Below are 19,875 nucleotides of genomic sequence, written 5' to 3'. Positions count from 1 at the left end.
GACGTGCCTGGTACGGTACGAGGCGGGGTCGAGAGCGTATGGTCTCCGATTCAGGCGAAGTGACTCGCTGGTCGCGCTGTAAGGGTAAGGAGAGCCTCGCGCCGCTCGAAACAATGAAAATTAATTCTACTTCACAATGTACTATTCGAGGCGGCCGTTCGCGGCTCGAATCGTCGCGGCGCGCTGCTGCCCGACCTTCGCCAACCCGATTCCGGAAAGCTGACATGACGGATATTGCCGCCAATGCCCCTGGCCTCCAGGCCCGATCGGCTCCAGCCGTGTCGGGCGATCGGCCCCGTGACGGGGGGCGTTTCGCGCTTGTCGACCTCAGCCCGATCGCTGGTTCCGCCTCCCGCTTCGGCCATCTCGCCCAATGGCGGGGCAGGGCGCTCCGGGTCGGCGTGCCGCTCCTCATCCTGCTCGCCTGGCAGCTGTCCTCCTGGCTCGGTCTGGTCGCGCCGGAGGTGCTGCCGCCGCCGACGGCGATCTATGCCGCCTTCGTCGAGCTCATCGTGCATGGCGACCTGCAGGAGGCCTTGCCGGTCTCGCTGACGCGCTCGCTGGTCGGTCTCGCCATCGGCGGCACGGCGGGACTGCTGCTCGGGCTCTTCGCCGGGCTGTGGCGCACCGGCGAGGAAATCTTCGACGCTCCGCTGCAGATGCTGCGGACGATCCCCTTCATCGCGCTCGTCCCGCTCTTCATCGTCTGGTTCGGAATCGACGAGTTCGCGAAGATCGTCGTGATCACCGCCGCGACCATCTTCCCGATGTACCTCAACACCTATGCCGGGGTGCGCGGGGTCGATCCGAAGCTGATCGAGGCCGCGCGCACCTTCGACCTGAGCCGCAGCCAGACGATCCTGCATGTCATCCTGCCGGTGGCTCTGCCCTCGGTGCTGGTCGGCCTGCGCTATGCCGCGGGCGTGTCGCTGCTGGCTCTCGTCGTCGCCGAGCAGATCAATGCCCATTCCGGTCTCGGCTACATCCTCAACGTCGCCAACATGAACCAGCGCTCCGACATCATCATCGTCGGCATCCTCGTCTACGCGGCGCTCGGCATCACGACCGACCTCGTCATGAGGGCGCTGGAGCGCCTGGCCCTGCCCTGGAGGCCGAACATTGCCCTCGACTGATCTTCACATTCTGGCTGCGTCCGGCCCGCGCGACGCCGTGGAACTGAGCGGCGTTCGCCGCGTCTTCGGCGAGCGCGCCGTTCTCGACGGCATCGACCTGACCATCCGCCGCGGCGAGTTCATCGCCGTGCTCGGCCCCTCCGGCACCGGCAAGACCACGCTGCTGCGTCTGCTCGCCGGCCTCGACAAGGCGGATGGTGGCCGGCTGCTCGTGCCGAAGACCCGCTCCGTCGTCTTCCAGGAACCTCGCCTGATCCCGGCGCGCAGGGTCTGGGAGAATGTCGTCCTTGGCCGTCGCGGCGCGCAGGCCCGTCGCGAGGCGGCTGCCGCGCTGGAAGAGGTCGGGCTCGGCGCCCATGTCGATGCCTGGCCGCGGACGCTGTCCGGCGGCGAGGCCCAGCGCGTGGCGCTCGCCCGGGCGCTGGTGCGCGAGCCGGGGTTGCTGCTGCTCGACGAGCCTTTCGCCGCGCTGGATGCCCTGACTCGCATCCGCATGCACGACCTCGTGCTTCAGCTCTGGCGCCGGCACCATCCGGCAGTCGTCCTAGTCACGCACGACGTCGACGAGGCAATCCTGCTGGCCGACCGGGTCCTTGCCCTTTCCAACGGCAGCTGGGGCCTCGACGAGCGCGTCGAGATCAAGTCCCCGCGTGACCGCTCCGACCCTGCTTTCGCCGCCCTGCGCGGCCGCCTTCTCGCCGAACTCGGCGTCCGTCCCACCATCGCGCCGCTGCAATAGCGCGCCGCTTCCATTTCCGGAGTCTGACATGATCATCACCCGCCGCAGCATTCTCTCCGCCATCGGTGCCGCCGGCGCCGTCGGCGCGATCGCGAGCCCTGCCGTCCTGCGTGCCCAGACAGCGCGGACCAAGCTCGTCGTCGGAACCCAGGATATCGGCCTGCAGGAAACCGTGAAGGCCTCCGGCGTGCTCGAGGGCGCGCCCTTCGACCTGCAATGGGCGACGCTGCCCGGGCCGGCGGCACAGCTCTCTGGTCTGTACTCCAAGGCCATCGATGTCGGGCTGATGGGCGACACATCGCTGATCATCGAGCAGGCGCGCGCCTCCGGCGATTGGACGGAAGAGAATGCGCCGCTGCAGATCGTAGCCGGCTGGCGCAATCCCGACCCGGCCTTCCCGCCGATCATCACCGCCGTCCGCAACAGCGCCAAGATCGAGACCCTGGCGGATCTGCGCGGCAAGCGCTGGGCCTTCAATTTCGGCGGCTTCAACTACCTGCAGTATATCGCATCGCGCATTCGTGCGGGTCTCAAGGTCGAGGATATCCAGCCGGTCCAGCTCGTCGACACCAACGCCGCCGCGGCGGCATTCAACAGCGGCCGCGCCGATGTCTTTTCCGGCGGACTGGGGCCGGTCAAATCGTCGATCGACAAGGGCGATGCCCGTATCCTGCTGCGCAGCGACGATCTCGACATCCCGTCGCTGACCGTCTTCACGGCGCGCGGCGAGGTCATCCGCGACGAGGCCAAGAGCGCTGCGCTGGGCGATTTCCTCGGCCGGGTCGGTCGTCACTGGCACTGGTACAAGAACAACATTCCGGCCGTGGAGGCGATCTTCCGCGAGCGCCTCAAGCAGACGCCGGAGCGGGCACAGTATTCCGCCGGAAACGGCTTCTCGCGCTTCTATCCGCTGGACGATGCGCTGGTGAAGCGCGAGCAGAAGCTGGCCGAGATCCTCTTCGAAGCCGGCGATATCCAGCGCCGCATCGACGTCTCGGTCGAGTTCAGCCGCAAGTTCAACGCGGCCACCAGCGCCGCCTCGAACGTCTGATCACCGATTGCGGGCAGGGACGATCACTGCCGCTGGGAGCGACCCGATGAACATCGAAGCCAAGCCGGCCGCGGCCGCCCGGATCGCCGGCGATCAGGAGGCGCTCAGCGTTGCCGCTGCGATCGCGGCGGACTTCGCCGCCGGCGCCTCGGCGCGCGACCGCGACCGGCTGCTGCCATGGCCCCAGGTCGAGGCCTTCAGCCGCTCCGGGCTCTGGGCGATCACCGTCCCGCGCGATCACGGTGGTGCCGAGGTTTCCAACGTCACCCTCGCGCGGGTGGTCGCGCTGATTTCGGCGGCCGATCCTTCGCTCGGGCAGATCCCGCAGAACCACTACGCCAATCTGGAGCGGCTGCGCCTCTACGGCTCGCCCGAGCAGAAGGCCTTCTTCTTCGGCCGGGTGCTGGCCGGAGAACGCTTCGGCAACGCTTCGGCCGAGCCCGGCGACAAGCGGCCCAAGGACCATGCCACGCGGCTTCTGCGAGAAGGCGACGGCTGGCGCCTCATCGGCCGTAAGGTCTATGCGACCGGCGCCCTGTTCGCGCACTGGATTCCGGTGCCGGCGATCTCCGAGGGCGGAGAGGGCGTCACCGTCTATGTCCCGCGCCACGCCGAGGGCGTGACCGTGATCGACGATTGGGACGGCTTCGGCCAGCGTACCACCGCCAGCGGCAGCGTCATCTTCGACAATGTCGAGATCGATCCGCTCTGGGTCGCGATGCGCAGCGCGGGGCCCGCGAGGATCGACACCACCAATGCTGTCTCGCAGCTGGTCCATGTCGCCATCGACCTCGGCATCGCCCGGTCGGCACTGGACGAGACGTTGCGGCTGTTGCGGGCGGTCTCGCATCCGGCGCGGGGATCGGGCGTGGCCCACGCAACCCAGGATCCGCTGGCATTGCGCGATGTCGGGTCGCTGACCGTGCACTACCACGCCGCCGAGGCGCTGACCGAGAAGGCGGCGCGTCTGACGGACGAGGCCAGCGCCTCGAGCCGCGAAAGCGATGCGGCGGAGGCGCTGATCGCGATCGCCGAGGCCAAGATCCTCACCACGGAGTACGCGCTCGAGGCGTCGAGCAAGCTCTTCGAGCTCGCCGGCACGCAAGCGACCAGCAGCCGCTATAATCTCGACCGGCACTGGCGAAACGCCCGCACTCATACCCTGCATGACGGCGTCCGCTGGAAATACCACAGCGTCGGCGAGTTCGTGCTGAACCGGCGCCTCTGCGACCCCTGGACGCTCGGCCATCCCTATTCGTCCGCACCGGAGTGAGGCGAAGCGCCTTCACAGCTCCGGCCCGGTTGTCCTCATCGAGAATCTGTCATGCCCGCACAGCGCCAACTCCATCTGAACCTGAACTTCCTCAATGCCGGTACGCACAGCGCGGCGTGGCTCTGGCCGGATGGCGATCCCGCTGCCTTCGTCGATCCCGCCTATTATGTGAAGGTGGCGCGGATCGCCGAGCGCGGCACTTTCGACGCGATTTTCCTGGCCGATCATCCGACCTTTCCGGATCGCTCGGATTTCCGCCCGTTCCAGGCGCTGGAGCCGACGATCCTGCTCGCGACGATCGCCGCCGCGACCGAGCATATCGGCCTGATCGCCACGGTGTCCTCGACCTATAACGACCCCTTCAACATCGCCCGGCGCTTCGCCACGCTCGACCAGGTCAGCGGCGGCCGGGCCGGCATCAACATCGTCACGACGGCGGACCGTTCGGCCGCGTTCAATTTCGGCCTCGAGCAGCATGTCGCCCATGCCCAGCGCTATGAGCGGGCGGTCGAGTTCGCCGATGTTCTGACCGCGTTGTGGGACAGCTGGGCCGACGATGCGCTGGTCGGCGACAAGACGGCGCCGGTCTTCGTCGATCCCGCCCGCGTCCGCCGCATCGACCATCGCGGTCCTCATTTCGCCGTGCGGGGGCCGAGCACCGTGCCGCGCTCGCCGCAGGGCCGGCCCCTGATCGTCCAGGCCGGCGGCTCGGATGACGGGCTGGAGCTCGCTGCCCGCCATGCCGAGGCTGTGTTCACGGCTGCCCATACGCTCGACCGCGCCAAGGCCTATGCGGAGAAGCTGCGTGCCCGCACGGCCTCGGTCGGCCGCCCCGCCGATGCGATCCGTATCCTGCCCGGCCTCGTCACCATCATCGGCGGCACCGAGGCCGAGGCGAAGCGGCGGGAGGAGGAGCTTTGGGATCTCGCCCCGCTGGAGCAGGGTGTCCGCTGGATCGCCGGCCTGCTCCAGGTCGATGCAGCACGGCTGACGCTGGACAAGCCGCTGCCGGACGATTTGACCGTGCCGACGGATGGGATGACCACCTTCGCCGCCGAGGCGCTGGCCAAGGGGCGGCGCGACAATCTGACGGTGCGTGAGCTCATCCGCTCGCAGGGTGCGGGTGGCACCAATCACCGCACGGTCGTCGGTTCGCCCGAGCAGATCGCCGAGACGATCGAGACCTGGTTTGCCTCGGGCGACATAGCCGGCTTCAATCTGATGCCGGATGTGCTGCCCTCGGGGCTGGAGGCATTCGTCGACCATGTCGTGCCGATCCTGCGCCGCAGGGGCATCTTCCGCGCCGCCTATGAAGGCCGCACGCTGCGCGACCATTTTGGCCTGCCGCGCGCCGAACGTCGTCCGGCCTCTGTCAGCCCGGTCGAAACGCCCGAGGGCCGCAAGCCGGAGCTTGCAGCCTCGGCGTGAACGGATGTATGCGGTAGAGATCATGCCAAAACGCAACAGCGGCTCGGTGCGCCGGCGCCACAAGGTGCAGGCTGTCCGGGAAGCCTGGCGCAGCGTCGTCGCCGACTGGCAGCGCGACGTCGCGAGCTGGGGCGAGGAGCTGGGCCCGGCGCCCGGGACGATCGGCTGCCTGTGCCCCCCAGACGTTCTGGCCGAATTCGGTGTCGGCGATCCCGGGGCGAAGGATCCCGCGCTCGTTTGAGTGCCGGCCGGCTTGCCGTGCCGATTAGAGCGCTGTTCGAGCCCTCCGGCTTGCCGAAGGCAAGATCTGGGGCTCGCAACGACGGGAATGGCATGTCAATTCGATCGATCTAGATGCGGAGCCCCGCTTCGTGCAGCAGCGGCAGGACCTCGCGGCCGAAGAAGGCGAGATCGCGCTCGAAATCGAAGAACGAGATCTGCACGCCGTCGATTCCGGACTGTTTGAGCCGCAGCAGATAGTCGCGGATGCGCTCCGGCCCGCCGACGAGATGGAGATTGCCGCCCACGGCACGCGCGCCCTCGACCGGCTTGTGCGTGCTCCAGGCATGGGCGTCGCTGTCGCCGCGAACGCGGTTGGTGAAGCCGACCGAGGCGTCCTTGTCCTCGGCCGCGATGATTGCGCGATAATAGTCCTGCGCCTCCGCATCGGTCGCGCCGCTGACGATGGTCGGGTTGATGATCGCGCGGACCTCGCGCCCCTGTGCGAGCGCCTTGGCCTTGAGCCGCCCGGTGAAGGCCGGCAGCGCCTCCAGCGTCGGCTCGATTTCGACACCGGTCGGGCTCGGTACGAAGACGAGATCGGAATGGCGCGCCGCGAAGTCGAAGCCTGCCTCCGAGCCGGAGGCGTTGACCAGTATCGGCCGGCCATGCGCCGGGCGGGGCGAAACGAAGGCCTCCTTCAGCGACCAGAAGCGCGCGTCGAGGCTGAGATTCTCGTCCGAAAGCCAGAGCCGCTTGGCGATGTCGACGAATTCGTCGACCATCTCGTAGCGCAGGTCGTGCTCGACGCGCGTCTTGCCGAACATCTGCCATTCCGCGCCGACATGGCCGGTGACGATGTTCACGCCCCATCGGCCGCCGGAGATATGGTCCAGCGTCGCGCCGTATTTGGCGAGATGCAGCGGGTGCCAGGGGCCGTAGAGGACGTGGACCGTCGAGATCAGCAGGATCCGGCTGGTGACTGAGCTCAGCGCGGCGGTGGCGACGAAGCTGTCGAGCGAGTTCTCGCGATAGCGCATCTCTCCGCCGTGGCCGCCCTTCGACAGCCACTGCGCCAGGCCGAAGACAAGGTCGAAGCCGAGCGCCTCCGCCTGCAGCGTCAGGCGCTTGTTGTATTCGAAGCTCCAATCGGTCGAACGCGGCAGCGTCGAGATCGACCAGCCGCCGTCCTGGATCGGGAGGAACAGGCCGAGCAGCAGCGGCTGGCGCAGGGCCTCGGCCAGTGGCCCCTGCCTCTGTGGGAGATCGGCGGTCATGGGATGTCGAAACTCCTCGACCGCGCCGTCCCGGAGGGACGGCGCGGCGGTTCTCTTCTTGGCGCGTGGATGGATGGGAGTGGTCAGGCAGCAAGCGCCGGGAAGGTCTTGAAGGAGACGTCTGCGTCGCGCTCGATCTGCTTGAGCAGGTCGACCTCCCATTCGAGATAGGCGCGGAAGGCAGCATGCCGGTCGCCCGCGACCTGATAGGGCGAACGCCAGACATCGTCGGCGGCGTGATGTAGCGCGACCAGCCCGGTCTCGAACGGCAGCAGCGCGGCCTTCCAGGCCTGCGTGCCGTCATCCAGCACGCGCACCTTTTCCGCGCCGATCAGCAGGGCCAGCTCGGCCGCGGCAAGGCGGGCCAGCTTTCCGTCCGGCGAGGTCAGCACCACGGGCTTGCCTGCCAGGGCATCGAGATTTTCGGATAGCCGCGAGCGCACGGCGAAGCGCGCGCCGGGGATGTGGCCGGCCTCGTAGGCCAGGCTCGAGGCCAGGTCGAGCACCACGACCGTGCCGGCGTCGATCTCGGCCTTGAGATTGGCCGGGCTGGCGATCGCCGCCTCCGGCAGCGCCGGCAGATCGAGCGGGGCGGGGCCGGTGTCGCGGCCCTCGCCGGTCAGGCGTGTGGCGAGCGCGAAGACCTCGCCCCAGCCCAGTTGCACCAGCCAGGAGGCCGTGATGGCGGCGCGCGCGCCGAGCTCGTCGTCGATCACCACGATGCGGCTGTTGCGGACGGGAGCGAACTTGTCGATGCCCTGCACCAGCTGGCCGCCTTCCGCCCAAAGCGAGCCCGGCAGATGGCCGGCCTCGAACTCGGCCTGCGTGCGCACGTCGAAGAGATAGAGCGTCCGCCTATCGGCTTCAGCCTGCAGCCCGGCGAGCCTCGCCTCGTCGATCCAGCGCAATCCGAAGCGCTTCGTCAGCCCTTCGATCGACGGGCGGACCGGTTCGCTCTGCGCCGCGGTCGGCTTCGGCGCGAGGTTGAGCGTGCCGTGATCGAGCTCATAGCCCTCGAACAGCCAGGCCATCGTGCCGTTCTCGAGCGCCACGACCTTGTTCGGCAGGCCGGCATTGATCAGCGCTTGGGCGCCGATGATCGAGCGCGTGCGCCCGGCGCAATTGACGACCACGAGCGTCTCCGGCGAGCGCACGATGCTGTGCACGCGCAGCGGCAACTCGGCATTCGGCGCGGCATAGGCGCCGGGGATGCTGAAATTCTCGAACTCCTGGACGGTGCGGCCATCGAGGACGACCACATCGGCCTTGGCATCGAGCAGGCTCTTGAGTTCGGTGGCCGAGAGATGCGGCGTACCATAGGCGTGCTCGACGAACTCGCCGAACGCCTTGCTGTAGGCGCTCTGGCCCGTATAGACCTCGCGGCCCGAGGCCTTCCAGGCAGCGACGCCGCCGTCGAGCACCGCGATGTCGACATAGCCGAGGCTGGAGAGCTTCGCCGCCGCGCGGTCGGCCAGGACGCCGTCGCCTGCATCGGTGACGACGACACGGACATCGCGCCGCGGCAGCAGCGCGCCGGCGCGCAATTCGATCTGGCTCAGCGGCAAGGCGACGGAGAGCAGAAGATGGCCGTCGCGCGAGCGCACGCCTTCCTCGCGAACGTCGACGATCGCGAGCTCCTTGCCGTCACTGAGTGCCTTCGCGAGGGCTTCGACGTCGATGGAACGCAGGCGGCTGGGGGAAAGGGTCATGAATGGGCTCCGATAGGTTCTGCCAAGGGGCGAAAGTCGGAGTCAAATAATGCATATAATTAGTAGACTATCCGTCTGTATTCCAACGCTTCGAGGGAATTGGCTCTCCTTTGGGAGCGAAGCGAGAGAACGCGGTGCTTTGCCGGCCGTACTCCGCAGCGTGTCAGCGCTCGACCAGGATTTCGTCGCAGGCGCGCAGATGCTGCAAGCGGGAAGTAAGCGGAACTCCGGCCACCTTGGTGCTGAAGAATTCGAGCCGCTCCTCGTTATTGAAGCTGGCCATGCTGTAGGCCCGCAACAGCGGTCGCCCCTCCACGCAGGCGCGCCTCTGGAAGAGATGGACTTGGAGAGGGATCGGCCTGGATCGTCGGACCGAATGCCGTATTCGGATCTGACGATCCAGGCCTTTGATCTTGCATCGGCTTTTCCCGAAAACCGCATGCCACTTTTCGGGAAAAGCCGATGCTTTAGCCTACTGCGTTTTGGTACCGGATGCGCGCTCGATATGCGAAAGCCGAGCTTGAGTGCTGCGTTTCAGGATCAGCTGGTCGAGCAGGCGCAGCCCCTCGGGCCAGCCGCCATGGCCGCTCGCCACGTTGATGTGCCCGGCATCGCCCGCGTCTATGAAGGCCGCCTCCCACATGTTGGCGATCACGCGCGCGCGCTCGATCTCCATATAGGGATCAGTCCGGCTGGCGACGACGATGGCCGGGAATCCGAACGGCTCGCTCGGCACCGGACCGAAGCTCGAGATGCCGCGGATCCGCGACGCGCGCAGCTGCGGGTCGGCGGGAGCGACCAGCAGCGCTCCACCGATCGGGAGGCGCGGATAGCGGGCGGCGAGATGCGCGATCAGCGTCGCGCCGAGGCTGTGCCCGACCAGGATCGCCCCGGGGCGCCTCAGGACGTGCCGGCGCAGGCTGTCGATCCAGGCCGAGAGCTCCGGCGCGTCCCAGTTCTCCTGCTGGACGCGTTCGGCCCGCTCGAGTTCGGCTTCCCAGCGGCTCTGCCAATGGGCCGGCTCGGAACCGTAAAGGCCCGGGACGATGAGGACGGTCATGATGCTGTTCCTTTTCGTCCAGCAATCATCCGTGGGGGATCGCCCTCCGGTCAATGAAACGTGTTGGCGAAGTTCCCGGGCATTTTAGGATGGTCTGCCCGCATTCGGCGTGTTCGGAGAACGTCCGGGTCTCGCGGCCGGTTCGGCGCGGCGGTCAGATGCCGGCGCCGTGCTGGAGCGTCTCGTCGAGCTTGCCGTAGACGCCGCGCCAATAGAGCAGGGCGCCGGCGTCCTGGGCGTGGCGGATCGCCTTGATTCGGCCGATCAGGATGGTGTGCGAATGCCGCTCGATCGCCTCGTCCGTCTCGCAGTCGAGCACCGCGAGCGCGCCGTCGAGCGTCGGTGCGCCGGTGACGAGGCAGCCCCAGTCGCCTTCGCCGAAGCGTGCCTCGCCTTTGAAGCCGCCCCGCCCGGCGAAGCGGTCGGCGATCGCCTGATGGCGGGCCGCCAGCACGTTGATCGCGAAATGGCCGGCGCCGTCGATCGTCGGCCAGGCCGAGGCGGCACGGTTCACGCAGACGATGACGGTCGGCGGTTCGGCCGACAGCGCGGTCAGCGATGTGGCCGTTAGCCCAGCACGCAGGCCGCCATGGCTGGCTGTGACGATGCTGACCGCGCCCGCGACGTTGCGCATGACCGCCTTGAAGGCGTCGGCCTGAATGTCGGCGGGTCGGACAGGGCTGACATGACGGTTCATCGCGCTACCATGTTCTCGGCGGCTCGTGGCCGCTTTCCGAGTCCTACGGGAGCAGCATATATTTGTCTATCGGTTATATAGATTAATCTCAGATTACATATTCGGCCTCGGCCGGAGCTTTGACCAGCGAGCGCCGGACCATGTCGGCGATCGTGGTGTTGTCGACGACGCCCGCCATCGCGTCGCGAACCTCGGTCATCACCGAGCGGACCGGGCAGCTGTCGATCTCGCCGCAATCCTCGCAGGCGCGGAAGGCCGAGCGGCTGGCGCAGCCGATCGGGGCGATCGGCCCCTCGAGGGCGCGGATCACCGCGCCGACCTTGATCGTTCGCGCCGGCTTCGCCAGGGCATAGCCGCCGCCCGGGCCCTTCTTGCTGCGAAGCATGCCGGCATTGCGCAGGTCGAGCAGGATCGCGTCGAGGAACTTCTTCGAGATATTGTTCTTTTGGGCGATGTCGGCGACCTGCGCCGTCTCGCCAGCTTCCAGCTTCGCAAGATGAACGATGGCCTTGAGGCCATATTTGCCTTTGTTGGTGAGCACGACGCTCGACTCCCGCTTATGAATTACATTGTTTCTATCAACTTAAAGGGTGTTTGAAAACGGTTTGGTTGCGATCGGCCATCGCCTCGGACGAGTCTTCTCCGCATGCTCTTATGGCGGGATCGTTGTCCTCCGGCGGCTCCAGCGTTTCGGCGGGTCGACCCGTGCGGGGGTGCAGAATATACAACATAAATAATAGACTAATATTGACGCCGATCATGGCATGGCGTTGAACGCGGTTCCGACAGCGCCATCCGGTCGGGGGGGCGTCCCGCAGGCCGGCACGAGCGGCCGGGCCGGTGGCGCCAATCTGGAGATATGCGATGACCAGCACGAATCACCGGAACGCGAACCACGAGATCGAGCCGCTCTTCCTCGAGCGCTGGTCGCCTCGCGCCTTCACGGCCGAGGAGATCGGCCGCGACGAGCTTCTCCGCCTGTTCGAGGCGGCGCGCTGGGCGCCCTCGGGATACAATGCCCAGCCCTGGCGCTTCATCTATGCGCGGCGGGGCGACACCAATTGGGACCGCCTGCTTGGGCTGCTGATTCCGTTCAATGCGTCCTGGGCCAAGCAGGCGGCGGCGCTGGTCGCCGTGGTCTCGAAGCCGACCCTGCTCCCGCCCGGAAAGGAACAGGAGGTCGCCAATTACAGCCATTCCTTCGATGCCGGCGCCGCCTGGGCGTTGCTGGCGCTGCAGGCCTCGCAGCTCGGCTGGCAGGCGCATGGCATGTCCGGCTTCGACCATGCGCGCGCCGCCGCGGAGCTCGGCTTGCCCGAAGGCTACCGCCCCGAGGCGATCGTTGCCATCGGCAGGCCGGGAGACCGTTCCAGCCTGCCGGAAGGGTTGCAGGCGCGCGAGAGGCCGAGCCAGCGCGAGCCGATCGAGAGCTTCGTCTTCGAAGGCGTCTACGCGGGATAGGGCAGCGCGCGAAAAGCGGGAGCCGAGCCGGTCAGCGCAGCGCGAAGCCCAGCTTTGTCAGGGCATCACGGATGCGGTCACGCCCGCTCAGCGATTGCGGCGCGGCGACGCGGGCAAGCGCCTGGCGCGACCACGGCACCTGAGGAATGGCCTGCTCGCCCTGGAAATCCTGGATCGCCGCGTCATAGGCTGCGATCGCCTCGGGCGTGAAGCCTTCGCCATAGCGCTCGCGATGCAGCACGAGCGACGGCGAAAGCCTCGGCTTGATGCCTGTGACGACGCTCTCGTCGGGATAGCCGACGCAGAGGCCGAAGACCGGCAGGACCTTGGCCGGCAGGCCGAGTTCGCGCGCGACGCGCTCGGGATCGTTGCGCAGGGCGCCGATATAGACCGTGCCCAGCCCGAGGCTCTCGGCGGCGAGGACGGCGTTCTGGGCCGCAAGCGCCGCGTCGATGATGCCGACGAACAGCGTCTCCAGATAATCCAGCCCCTCGACGGGCTGCGCGCGCTCCGCGCCGAGCCTGCCGAGCCGCTCGAGATCGGCGAGCCAGACCAGCAGGGTCGGCGCTTCGAGGATATGCTTCTGCCCGCCGGTGACCTCGGCGAGGCGTGCCTTGCGGGCCGGGTCCGAGACCTCGATCACGCTCCAGGTCTGCAGGTTGGACGAGGTGGCTGCCGATTGCCCGGCTGCGACCAGCGTCTCGACGATGCCCTCGGGCAGCGGATCGGGGCGATAGCGGCGCACCGAGCGATGCGACACGATCTGGCCGATCACGGCATTCCAGTGCGGGGGCGCGGGCGTGGCAGCCTCACGATAGCGGGCACGCAGCAACGCGTCCGCCGGGGCGCCCGCTCCGACTTCGGACAAGGCCGGTCGGGGCGCCGGCTTGTCGGGGGCAGTTTCCGTGGCGTCCGGCAGCAGCGGCTCTGCGCCGAGGAATCCGTGAGTCATGGCAAATCCCGCAGTGTCAGCGCGCCATGCCCCAGCGCCGCACGGTGAGCCGTTCGATGCTGGCGAAGACGACATTCTCGATGACGAGCCCGATGATGATGACAAGCAGCAGGCCGGCGAAGACCTTGTCCGTATAGAGCTCGTTGCGGTTCTGGAAGATGTACCAGCCCAGCCCGCCGCGGCCGGATGAGGCGCCGAAGACCAGTTCGGCCGCGATCAGCGTCCGCCAGGCGAAGGCCCAGCCGATCTTGAGCCCGGACAGGATCGCCGGCAGCGCCGCCGGTACAAGGATGCCGAACACATAGCGCAGGCCGCGGAGCCCATAATTGCGGCCGGCCATCCGCAGCGTTTCCGGCACGCCCTGGAAGCCGGCAAAGGTGTTGAGCGCCAGCGGCCACAACACGGAGTGGATCAGGACGAAGATCAGGCTGCCGGGGCCGAGCCCGAACCAGAGCAGCGCCAGCGGCAGGAGCGCGATTGCCGGCAGCGGGTTGAACATCGCCGTCAGCGTCGAAAGCAGGTCGCGCCCGAGCTGGGTCGAGACGGCCAGTGTCGTCAGCAGGAAGGCCAGCACCACGCCCGCGATATAGCCCTGGGCGAGCACGACGAGCGACAGGCGCGCCCGCTCCAGCAATTCGCCGCTCGCCAGCCCGTCGAGCAGGGCTGCCAGCGTCGCGAGGAAGGTCGGCAGCAGCAGGTCATTGTCCTGCCATCGCGCTGCCGCCTCCCAGATGACGGCGAGCAGCAGCAGGATCAGCGATTTGCGCAGCCAGCCCTGCCGCGCCAGGCGCTCGAGCAAGGGGGCCGGCCGCGTCAGCGCGTCGGCGGTGAAGGGCGGCAGGGGCCGGTCATATTCGGGGCGGATCGGCGGCTGGGCGAGGGTCATCGGCGTGCCTCCGCCCGGCCGGTGCCGGCTGAATCGACATCGCTCTCGAACAGCCGGTCGTGAAGCCGCTTCACGGCGCTCTGGAAGGCGGTGCCGCCGATGCTGCCGAGGTCGAATTCGTGGCTGTTGAACTCCGCCCTGAGCCGGCCCGGATGCGGCGACAGCACCGCGACGCGGTTGCCGACGATCAGCGCTTCCTCGATCGAATGGGTCACGAAGAGCAGCGTGAAGCGGACCTCGTCCCAGAGCGCGAGCAGCTCCTCCTGCATCTTCCGGCGCGTGAGCGCGTCGAGTGCCGCGAAAGGCTCGTCCATCAGCAGGACTTTCGGCTGCATGGCCAGCGCCCGTGCGATCGCGACGCGCTGCTTCATCCCGCCCGAGAGCTGATGCGGATAGCTGTCGGCGAAGCCCGACAGGCCGACCTTGTCGACATAATGCCGGGCGCGTTCCAGCGCCTCGCGCCACGGCAGGCTGCGCGAAGCCAGGAGCGGGAAGGCGACGTTGTGCAGCACGGTCTTCCACGGCGGCAGCTGGTCGAATTCCTGGAAGACGACGATGCGGTCCGGCCCCGCGGTGCGGACCTGCCGGCCGTCGAGCCTGATCTCGCCCTCGACCGGCGCGATGAAGCCGGCGATCGCCTTGAGCAGCGTCGATTTCCCGCAGCCCGAGGGCCCGAGCAACACGAAGCGATCAGCCGCGTGCACGTCGAAGCCGACACGATGCGTCGCCCGCACGATCGTGTCGCCGGTGCGGTACTCCAGGGTGACGCCGTCGACCTGGAGCAGCGGCCCGAAGCCAGCAGCGCTCGCCGCGACGGGGGCGAATCGCTCCGCGCCGGCGCACCGGATCTCCGCCACCGTCGTGTCGCGCATGAATTCGTCGGCGACGATCGTCATCGGGCTCAGCTGCCGGCTGCGACGCGCGGATCCGCGAAGAAATAGTCCAGCAGCACTTTCGGCTCGTTCTTGATGGCGCCGACGCGGTGCAGGAACTGGCCGAGGCCGAGCGTGTTCTGCGGCTCGACCTTGAAGGTCACCTGCGGGTTCTTGATGATCTCCAGCAGCAGCTTGCGGTCGCCCTTGCCGCCATTGGCCTTGAGATAGATCTCGGCCGCCTGCTCCGGATTGGTCGTGACGAACTTCGCCGCCTCGTCGAGGGCGTCGAGGAAGGCGCGATAGGTCTTGGGAGCGTCCTTGTAGAACGTCTCGGTGGCATAGAGCACGGTCGAGGACGCCGGGCCGCCCTGGACGTCGTAGGAGTTGAGCACGATCCGGGCATTGGCGTTCTCGGCCAGCTCCTGCTCCTGGAACGGCGGATTGCCGAAATGCCCGGTGATCTCGGTCCCACCCTTGATGATCGCGGCCGCAGCCTCGGGATGGGGCAGCCCGACGCTGATCTTGTCGAGGCGGTTGAATTCCTTGTCGCCCCAGAGCTTCGCCGAGGCCCATTGCAGGATGCGCGCCTGGACCGAGACGCCGACTGCCGGCAGGGCGATGCGGTCTTTCTCCGTGAAGTCCGCGATCGACTTCACGTTCGGGTTGTTGGTGACGAGGTAGTAAGGGAAATTGCCGAGCGAGGCGACGCCCTTGACGTTCTGCCGCCCCTTGGTGCGGTCCCAGAGCGTGAACAGCGGGCCGACGCCGGCGCCGGCGATCTCGATATTGTTCGAGAGCAGGGCGTCGTTCACCGCCGCGCCGCCCGAGAGCTGCACGAACTCGACCTTGATGTCGACGCCGGCGGCCTTGCCGTGCTTCTCGATCAGCTTCTGCTCATTGGCGACGTCGAGCAGCAGATAGACTACGCCGAACTGCTTGGCGATGCGCAGCTGGCCTTCCGCCGCGGCCGCCGGCCCGAAGGAGGCGAGCGCCAAGGCCGCGCCGCCGAGAAGGGCGGTCACCCGCCGGCGTGAAATCGTCCCGCTCCACTTCGTCATGCCGTGCTCCAAGCTCAAAAAAACACCGCCCGGGTGGGCGGTCCAGTCCTGATCAGCTTGCAGGCCACGGTCGGAAGCGTCAATCAGAATGTTCGTTTTAAAGAACGGTGTGAGGAGGCATAAACTTCTCTAAATGGACCAGTCGGAAGCAGAGGCATCGCTCCGGGCACGAAATGCGCTGTTTCATGGCTAATTCTGCTTCGCGAAATACACCTCCGACGCCGGTGGTGATATTATCTCCAAGGTCTGTTCTCTTTAAAAAACGATACTCTTGACCGGCCAGGCGGCCGGGCGACATCCTCGACCCTTCCCCGGCGACGGCGGCCCGCAACCGGCCTTCATTGCTCCCCCGCGAGGTTCGTCATGTCCGACACCGCCCGCCAGCTGGCGCTGAATCTCTTCATCTATCCCGGCGGGCATCACGAGGCTGCCTGGCGCTATCGGGAGTCCGAGCCACGGCGCGTGCTCGACATCCGATATTATCAGGAGCTTGCCCGGCGCGCCGAGGCCGCGAAGTTCGACGCGATCTTCTTCGCCGACGGCCCGTCCCTGCCGGAGAATGTGCGCTATTCCTCGCGGGTGCGCTTCGAGCCGCTGACCTGGCTCTCCGCAATTGCGGCCGTCACCGAGCGGATCGGTCTGATCGGTACAGCCTCCACCACCTATAACGAGCCCTACAACCTGGCGCGCCTCTACGCCTCGCTCGACCATCTTTCGGACGGGCGTGCCGGCTGGAACATCGTCACCACAAGCGATGCAGGCGCGGCGCAGAATTTCGGCTTGCCAGAGCATCCTCCCCATGGCGAGCGCTACGACAAGGCGCGCGAGTTCCTCGAGGTCGTGACCAAGCTCTGGGATAGCTGGGAGGACGACGCGCTGCTCGCCGATGCCGAGAGCGGCGTCTTCGCGGATGTCGGGAAGGTGCACCGCATCGACCATGTCGGGCGCCATTATCGCGTGCGCGGGCCCTTGAACGTTGCGCGCTCGCCGCAGGGCCGGCCGGTCTACGTGCAGGCCGGCTCCTCGGAGGACGGCCGTTCCTTCGCCGCGCAGCATGCCGAAGCGATCTTCACCGCGCACCAGACGTTAGCGAGCGCGCAGGCCTTCTACAGCGACATCAAGGCGAGGGCGGTATCGCTCGGGCGGGCGCCGGAGCATATCCGCGTGCTGCCGGGCATCAGCCCCTATCTCGGCTCGACGCAGGCCGAGGCAGACCGGCTGGAGGAGGAGATCAACGAGCTGATCCAGCCTGCCGCCTCGCTCGAGCAGCTCCGGCGCCTGATCGGGCTCGATCTGTCGGGCTTCGATCTCGACGGGCCGTTCCCGCGCCATCTGATCGATACCGATGGGCCACGGGGCGTCGCCAGCCGCTTCCAACTGGTGATCGATATCGTCGACCGCGAGAAGCCGACGATCCGGCAGCTGATCCGGCGCATGGCCGGCGCACGCGGTCATTGGGTCCTGGTCGGCACGCCGGAGCGCGTGGCCGACGAGATCCAGCGATGGTTCGTGCAGGGCGCTGCGGACGGCTTCAACGTCATGCCGCCATGGCTGACAGGCGGATTCGATGCCTTCGTCGCCGAGGTGCTGCCGATCCTGCGCAAGCGCGAGCTCTTCCGCGAGGAGTACAGCGGCCGGACGCTGCGCGAGCATTACGGGCTGCCGCGCCCGGCGAGCGAGTTTGCGCAGGATCGGCGCCTGAGCGCCTGATCGGCCGACGCTTGCTCGAACGGAAAAGCGCGGGACCTTCGTCCGGCGCCTTTTCGCATTTGGTTGGGCCTGCAAAGCGAGCGTCAATGACGGTGCGCGGGGCGCATGCTCGCATCGAAGGGTTTGGCGAAGATCGCAGCGATCTCCTTGCTCCGCTCCGCCCCGCTGCCCGGCCTGTAGCGAAAGCGCAGCCAGCCCTCCGTGTCGATCAGGAAGACCGTGCCGCCCAGCTGTTCAGATCCAAGGCCGGCGAGCACCGCATAGGCTGTCCAGCCATCGCGCGAGGCCGAGACGCATGTGCCGGGTCCCGGAGCCGCGTCGCCGGATTCATCGAGGATCACCCGCACGGCCTTGGCCATCGACGGCGCGGCCGATGGCGCAGGTGCGCCTCGCCCATTTGCGATCAGTTCGACGACGCGGCCCTGGAGTTCGCTCAGCCGGCTCGGGCCGTCGGTACAGGCGATGTCGATCTCCGGCGCCGGTATCGCGATGCGCCAATCGTCCCGCTTGCGCAGGAGCCCGGCCGCGACGCGGGCGCGGAAATAATCGATCAGCATCCAGCGTTCGCGCTCGCTCAGGCCGGTGATCGTCCCGTGGGCGAAAGGGCTGTAGCCGATCCTGTCGAAGACCTCCGTCAGCCAGCCGAACAGGTCGCCGTCGCTGCGGCCCCAGAGATTATAGGAGGCGGGCTCGGTCGGATCGTCCTTCGCCGTGAAGCAGTTGGCGGTGCAATGGCGCTTCGTGATGTCCTCGCCGCGCGCGATCGAGGAGGCTGAGAAGCCGGTTTCCGAGACGTGGAAGGAGGTCGGCGAGGCCGGCTTCGCCAGCAGCCGCAGATTGGGCGCCGGCAGCCAGACGATCAGCAAGGCGGTTACGACCAGTCCGGGCCAGCGCGTGGCGCGCCGCAGCAGCGCCGCGAGCGCGAGTGCAACCACGCCGGCGAGGGCTGCGGCACGCCAGAGCTCCTTCCGAATATAGGAATCGTCGAGGCCGCTGAGATCCGGCTGCAGCGGGAAGGGCCATTGCGGCTGGAGATGGACGCCGGGTGGGACGGTCGCCAGCCAAGCGGCGAGGCCGATCACCGCCAGGCCGATGCCGCTCTCGATTGCGATGCTGGCCGCCAGCCATCGGCCGCCGCCCCGGGCCAGCAGTCTCGGCGTGAACAGGAACTTGTTGGCGGCGGCCAGTCCGAGCAGCAGCCCGAAGCCGCAGAGCTTGGCGATGGCGACGCGGCCATACACCGTCCCGAACCAGCCGCCGACGCCGCCGACCAGCAGCGAGGCGAGGACATAGGCCGAGCCGGCGAGAACCAGCACGGCGGCAATGCCGAGCCAGGAGAAGCGCCTGACCGCGACCGCCGCCCGCTCGGGAGGCAGGCGCAGCACCAGCCAGGCGAGGGGCGGTAGGGCGCCGAGCCAGGCGCCGGCCGCGAGGATGTGGAGCGCGAGCAGCAGTTGCGCGAAGGGCTTGTCGAGCGCAACGCCGTGCCCCAGTCGCGCCTGCAGCGCCAACGCGACGGCCGCAAGTCCGCAGGCGAAGGCGACGCGCAGAGGAGAGCGCAGATCACCGGCTACGAGAACGGCTGCGGTGGCCAGGGCGGTACGTCCGAGAAGCGCCTGGCCGAAGACGGTGTCACCCGCGACCAGCCTGATGAGGTCGAGGTCGAAAGGGGTCTTGCCGCCCATCTGCGCCGCCTGTGCGGGCAGCCAGATCGCGGTGGCAGCGAGCTTGAGCGCGAGGCAGAGGAAGAGATAGGCTCGCGGCGCCGTGGAGACCGCGCCCGCTTCCCGCAGCAGCGCCGGACGGGCAATCGCCGCCGCGAAGAGCAGCGCCCCGAAGATCGCGATCGAACTCGCGAGGTCGAGCCAGCGCGAGAGGCGCAGCGCAAGCAGGATGGGGTCGAGCGCTTCCGGCATTCCTCAGCTTTGGACGGTGAAGCCGAAACTGCCGCGGAGTCTGTGGTTGTAGATGCAGGTTGCTGCCCAACTGACCTCGTAGCGGCCTGCCGGCAGGGGCTTCAGCGTCACAGCGAGCCTCGCCGCATCGCCGCCGACCGGGCTGGGCAGGGACTGGTCGACGCGCGCGCCGGCCGCATCCGTCACGATGATCTGCGAAAGCGCCGGCTGCACCTTGTCGGAGAAGACAAGGACGATCTCGGCCGGCGCCGCGGCCAGCGACTGGTTTGCAGCCGGGATCGAGCGCTGGAAGCGGACATGGGCCTGCGCCGGCTGCCGCGATGACAGCGAGAAGGCCGCGAGCGCCGTCGCGCTGCCCAGCAGGAGGCGGCGCCGGCCGCTGTCGATAGGCGGGATCATCCCTGCAAACTCCAATGGCTGGACGAGACGGG

The 19,875-nt window shown here is 67.7% G+C and carries 19 protein-coding genes and 1 pseudogene; 8 read left to right on the top strand and 12 right to left on the bottom strand.

Features of this window, described 5'->3' with window-relative positions; all coding sequences use genetic code 11:
- The first annotated feature begins 224 nt into the window (after nucleotides 1–224).
- From ASE63_RS15845 to ASE63_RS15820, 6 genes are read left to right on the top strand one after another with little or no spacing between them, the layout of a single operon-like run.
- Nucleotides 225–1,133: an ABC transporter permease gene (locus ASE63_RS15845; protein ID WP_082609998.1), complete on the top strand. Its 909-nt coding sequence runs from the start codon at nucleotides 225–227 to the stop codon at nucleotides 1,131–1,133.
- Nucleotides 1,120–1,872 carry an ABC transporter ATP-binding protein gene (locus ASE63_RS15840; RefSeq protein ID WP_244491420.1) on the top strand — a complete coding sequence of 251 codons (753 nt, stop codon included), beginning with the start codon at nucleotides 1,120–1,122 and terminating at the stop codon, nucleotides 1,870–1,872. Before ASE63_RS15845 ends, ASE63_RS15840 begins: the two co-directional genes overlap by 14 nt.
- A gap of 28 nt (nucleotides 1,873–1,900) precedes the next feature.
- Entirely contained in the window at nucleotides 1,901–2,923 is a 1,023-nt protein-coding gene (locus ASE63_RS15835; RefSeq protein ID WP_056803013.1) for an ABC transporter substrate-binding protein, read from the top strand.
- Nucleotides 2,924–2,969: 46 nt separating this feature from the next.
- Nucleotides 2,970–4,196, top strand: coding sequence for an SfnB family sulfur acquisition oxidoreductase (locus tag ASE63_RS15830; protein ID WP_056803010.1), 1,227 nt, complete (start codon nucleotides 2,970–2,972; stop codon nucleotides 4,194–4,196).
- Between the two features lie 51 nt (nucleotides 4,197–4,247).
- Entirely contained in the window at nucleotides 4,248–5,624 is a 1,377-nt protein-coding gene (locus ASE63_RS15825; RefSeq protein ID WP_056803007.1) for an LLM class flavin-dependent oxidoreductase, read from the top strand.
- Nucleotides 5,625–5,646: 22 nt separating this feature from the next.
- The gene (locus ASE63_RS15820) at nucleotides 5,647–5,865 is read left to right on the top strand and encodes a hypothetical protein (RefSeq protein ID WP_156410402.1); all 219 of its coding nucleotides are present in this window, start codon (nucleotides 5,647–5,649) and stop codon (nucleotides 5,863–5,865) included.
- Nucleotides 5,866–5,974: 109 nt separating this feature from the next.
- Here the strand turns inward: ASE63_RS15820 and ASE63_RS15815 are convergent, their stop codons facing one another.
- From ASE63_RS15815 to ASE63_RS15795, 6 genes and pseudogenes are all read right to left on the bottom strand, one after another.
- Nucleotides 5,975–7,120, bottom strand: coding sequence for an LLM class flavin-dependent oxidoreductase (locus tag ASE63_RS15815; protein ID WP_056803001.1), 1,146 nt, complete (start codon nucleotides 7,118–7,120; stop codon nucleotides 5,975–5,977).
- Between the two features lie 83 nt (nucleotides 7,121–7,203).
- A complete protein-coding gene (locus ASE63_RS15810; protein ID WP_056802999.1) occupies nucleotides 7,204–8,829 on the bottom strand; it encodes a rhodanese-like domain-containing protein in 1,626 nt (541 codons plus the stop codon).
- A 172-nt stretch (nucleotides 8,830–9,001) separates the two neighbouring features.
- Nucleotides 9,002–9,145: pseudogene (locus ASE63_RS26650) on the bottom strand (ferredoxin--NADP reductase); the annotation flags it as partial.
- A gap of 156 nt (nucleotides 9,146–9,301) precedes the next feature.
- Nucleotides 9,302–9,889 (bottom strand): alpha/beta fold hydrolase, encoded by a 588-nt coding sequence (locus tag ASE63_RS15805; protein ID WP_082609997.1) that lies wholly within the window; start codon nucleotides 9,887–9,889, stop codon nucleotides 9,302–9,304.
- A gap of 154 nt (nucleotides 9,890–10,043) precedes the next feature.
- The gene (locus tag ASE63_RS15800; RefSeq protein ID WP_056802996.1) at nucleotides 10,044–10,586 is read right to left on the bottom strand and encodes a flavin reductase family protein; all 543 of its coding nucleotides are present in this window, start codon (nucleotides 10,584–10,586) and stop codon (nucleotides 10,044–10,046) included.
- Between the two features lie 88 nt (nucleotides 10,587–10,674).
- Nucleotides 10,675–11,127: an Rrf2 family transcriptional regulator gene (locus ASE63_RS15795; protein ID WP_056802993.1), complete on the bottom strand. Its 453-nt coding sequence runs from the start codon at nucleotides 11,125–11,127 to the stop codon at nucleotides 10,675–10,677.
- A 323-nt stretch (nucleotides 11,128–11,450) separates the two neighbouring features.
- Between ASE63_RS15795 and ASE63_RS15790 the strand changes: the two genes are divergently transcribed.
- Complete coding sequence (locus ASE63_RS15790; protein ID WP_056802990.1) at nucleotides 11,451–12,047, top strand: nitroreductase family protein; 597 nt, start codon at nucleotides 11,451–11,453, stop codon at nucleotides 12,045–12,047.
- Between the two features lie 31 nt (nucleotides 12,048–12,078).
- On the opposite strand, the gene ASE63_RS15785 is transcribed toward ASE63_RS15790, so the two are convergent.
- From ASE63_RS15785 to ASE63_RS15770, 4 genes are read right to left on the bottom strand one after another with little or no spacing between them, the layout of a single operon-like run.
- Nucleotides 12,079–12,999, bottom strand: coding sequence for an NADPH-dependent oxidoreductase (locus ASE63_RS15785; protein ID WP_082609996.1), 921 nt, complete (start codon nucleotides 12,997–12,999; stop codon nucleotides 12,079–12,081).
- Between the two features lie 16 nt (nucleotides 13,000–13,015).
- Nucleotides 13,016–13,885, bottom strand: a complete 870-nt coding sequence (locus ASE63_RS15780; RefSeq protein WP_056802987.1) for an ABC transporter permease — start codon at nucleotides 13,883–13,885, stop codon at nucleotides 13,016–13,018.
- Nucleotides 13,882–14,781, bottom strand: a complete 900-nt coding sequence (locus tag ASE63_RS15775; protein ID WP_082609995.1) for an ABC transporter ATP-binding protein — start codon at nucleotides 14,779–14,781, stop codon at nucleotides 13,882–13,884. Before ASE63_RS15775 ends, ASE63_RS15780 begins: the two co-directional genes overlap by 4 nt.
- Nucleotides 14,782–14,786: 5 nt before the next feature.
- On the bottom strand, nucleotides 14,787–15,818 hold the full coding sequence (locus ASE63_RS15770; RefSeq protein WP_056802984.1) for an ABC transporter substrate-binding protein: 1,032 nt from the start codon (nucleotides 15,816–15,818) through the stop codon (nucleotides 14,787–14,789).
- A 363-nt stretch (nucleotides 15,819–16,181) separates the two neighbouring features.
- Between ASE63_RS15770 and ASE63_RS15765 the strand changes: the two genes are divergently transcribed.
- Nucleotides 16,182–17,528 (top strand): LLM class flavin-dependent oxidoreductase, encoded by a 1,347-nt coding sequence (locus tag ASE63_RS15765; RefSeq protein WP_056802981.1) that lies wholly within the window; start codon nucleotides 16,182–16,184, stop codon nucleotides 17,526–17,528.
- A gap of 83 nt (nucleotides 17,529–17,611) precedes the next feature.
- Here the strand turns inward: ASE63_RS15765 and ASE63_RS15760 are convergent, their stop codons facing one another.
- On the bottom strand, nucleotides 17,612–19,444 hold the full coding sequence (locus ASE63_RS15760; RefSeq protein ID WP_056802978.1) for a CopD family protein: 1,833 nt from the start codon (nucleotides 19,442–19,444) through the stop codon (nucleotides 17,612–17,614).
- Nucleotides 19,445–19,447: 3 nt separating this feature from the next.
- On the bottom strand, nucleotides 19,448–19,843 hold the full coding sequence (locus tag ASE63_RS15755; protein WP_056802976.1) for a copper resistance CopC family protein: 396 nt from the start codon (nucleotides 19,841–19,843) through the stop codon (nucleotides 19,448–19,450).
- Nucleotides 19,844–19,875: the final 32 nt, after the last annotated feature.

This window comes from Allobosea sp. Root381 (genome assembly GCF_001429395.1).
Classification (GTDB): Bacteria; Pseudomonadota; Alphaproteobacteria; order Rhizobiales; family Beijerinckiaceae; genus Allobosea.
This window is presented reverse-complemented; position numbering and strand designations above follow the sequence as displayed.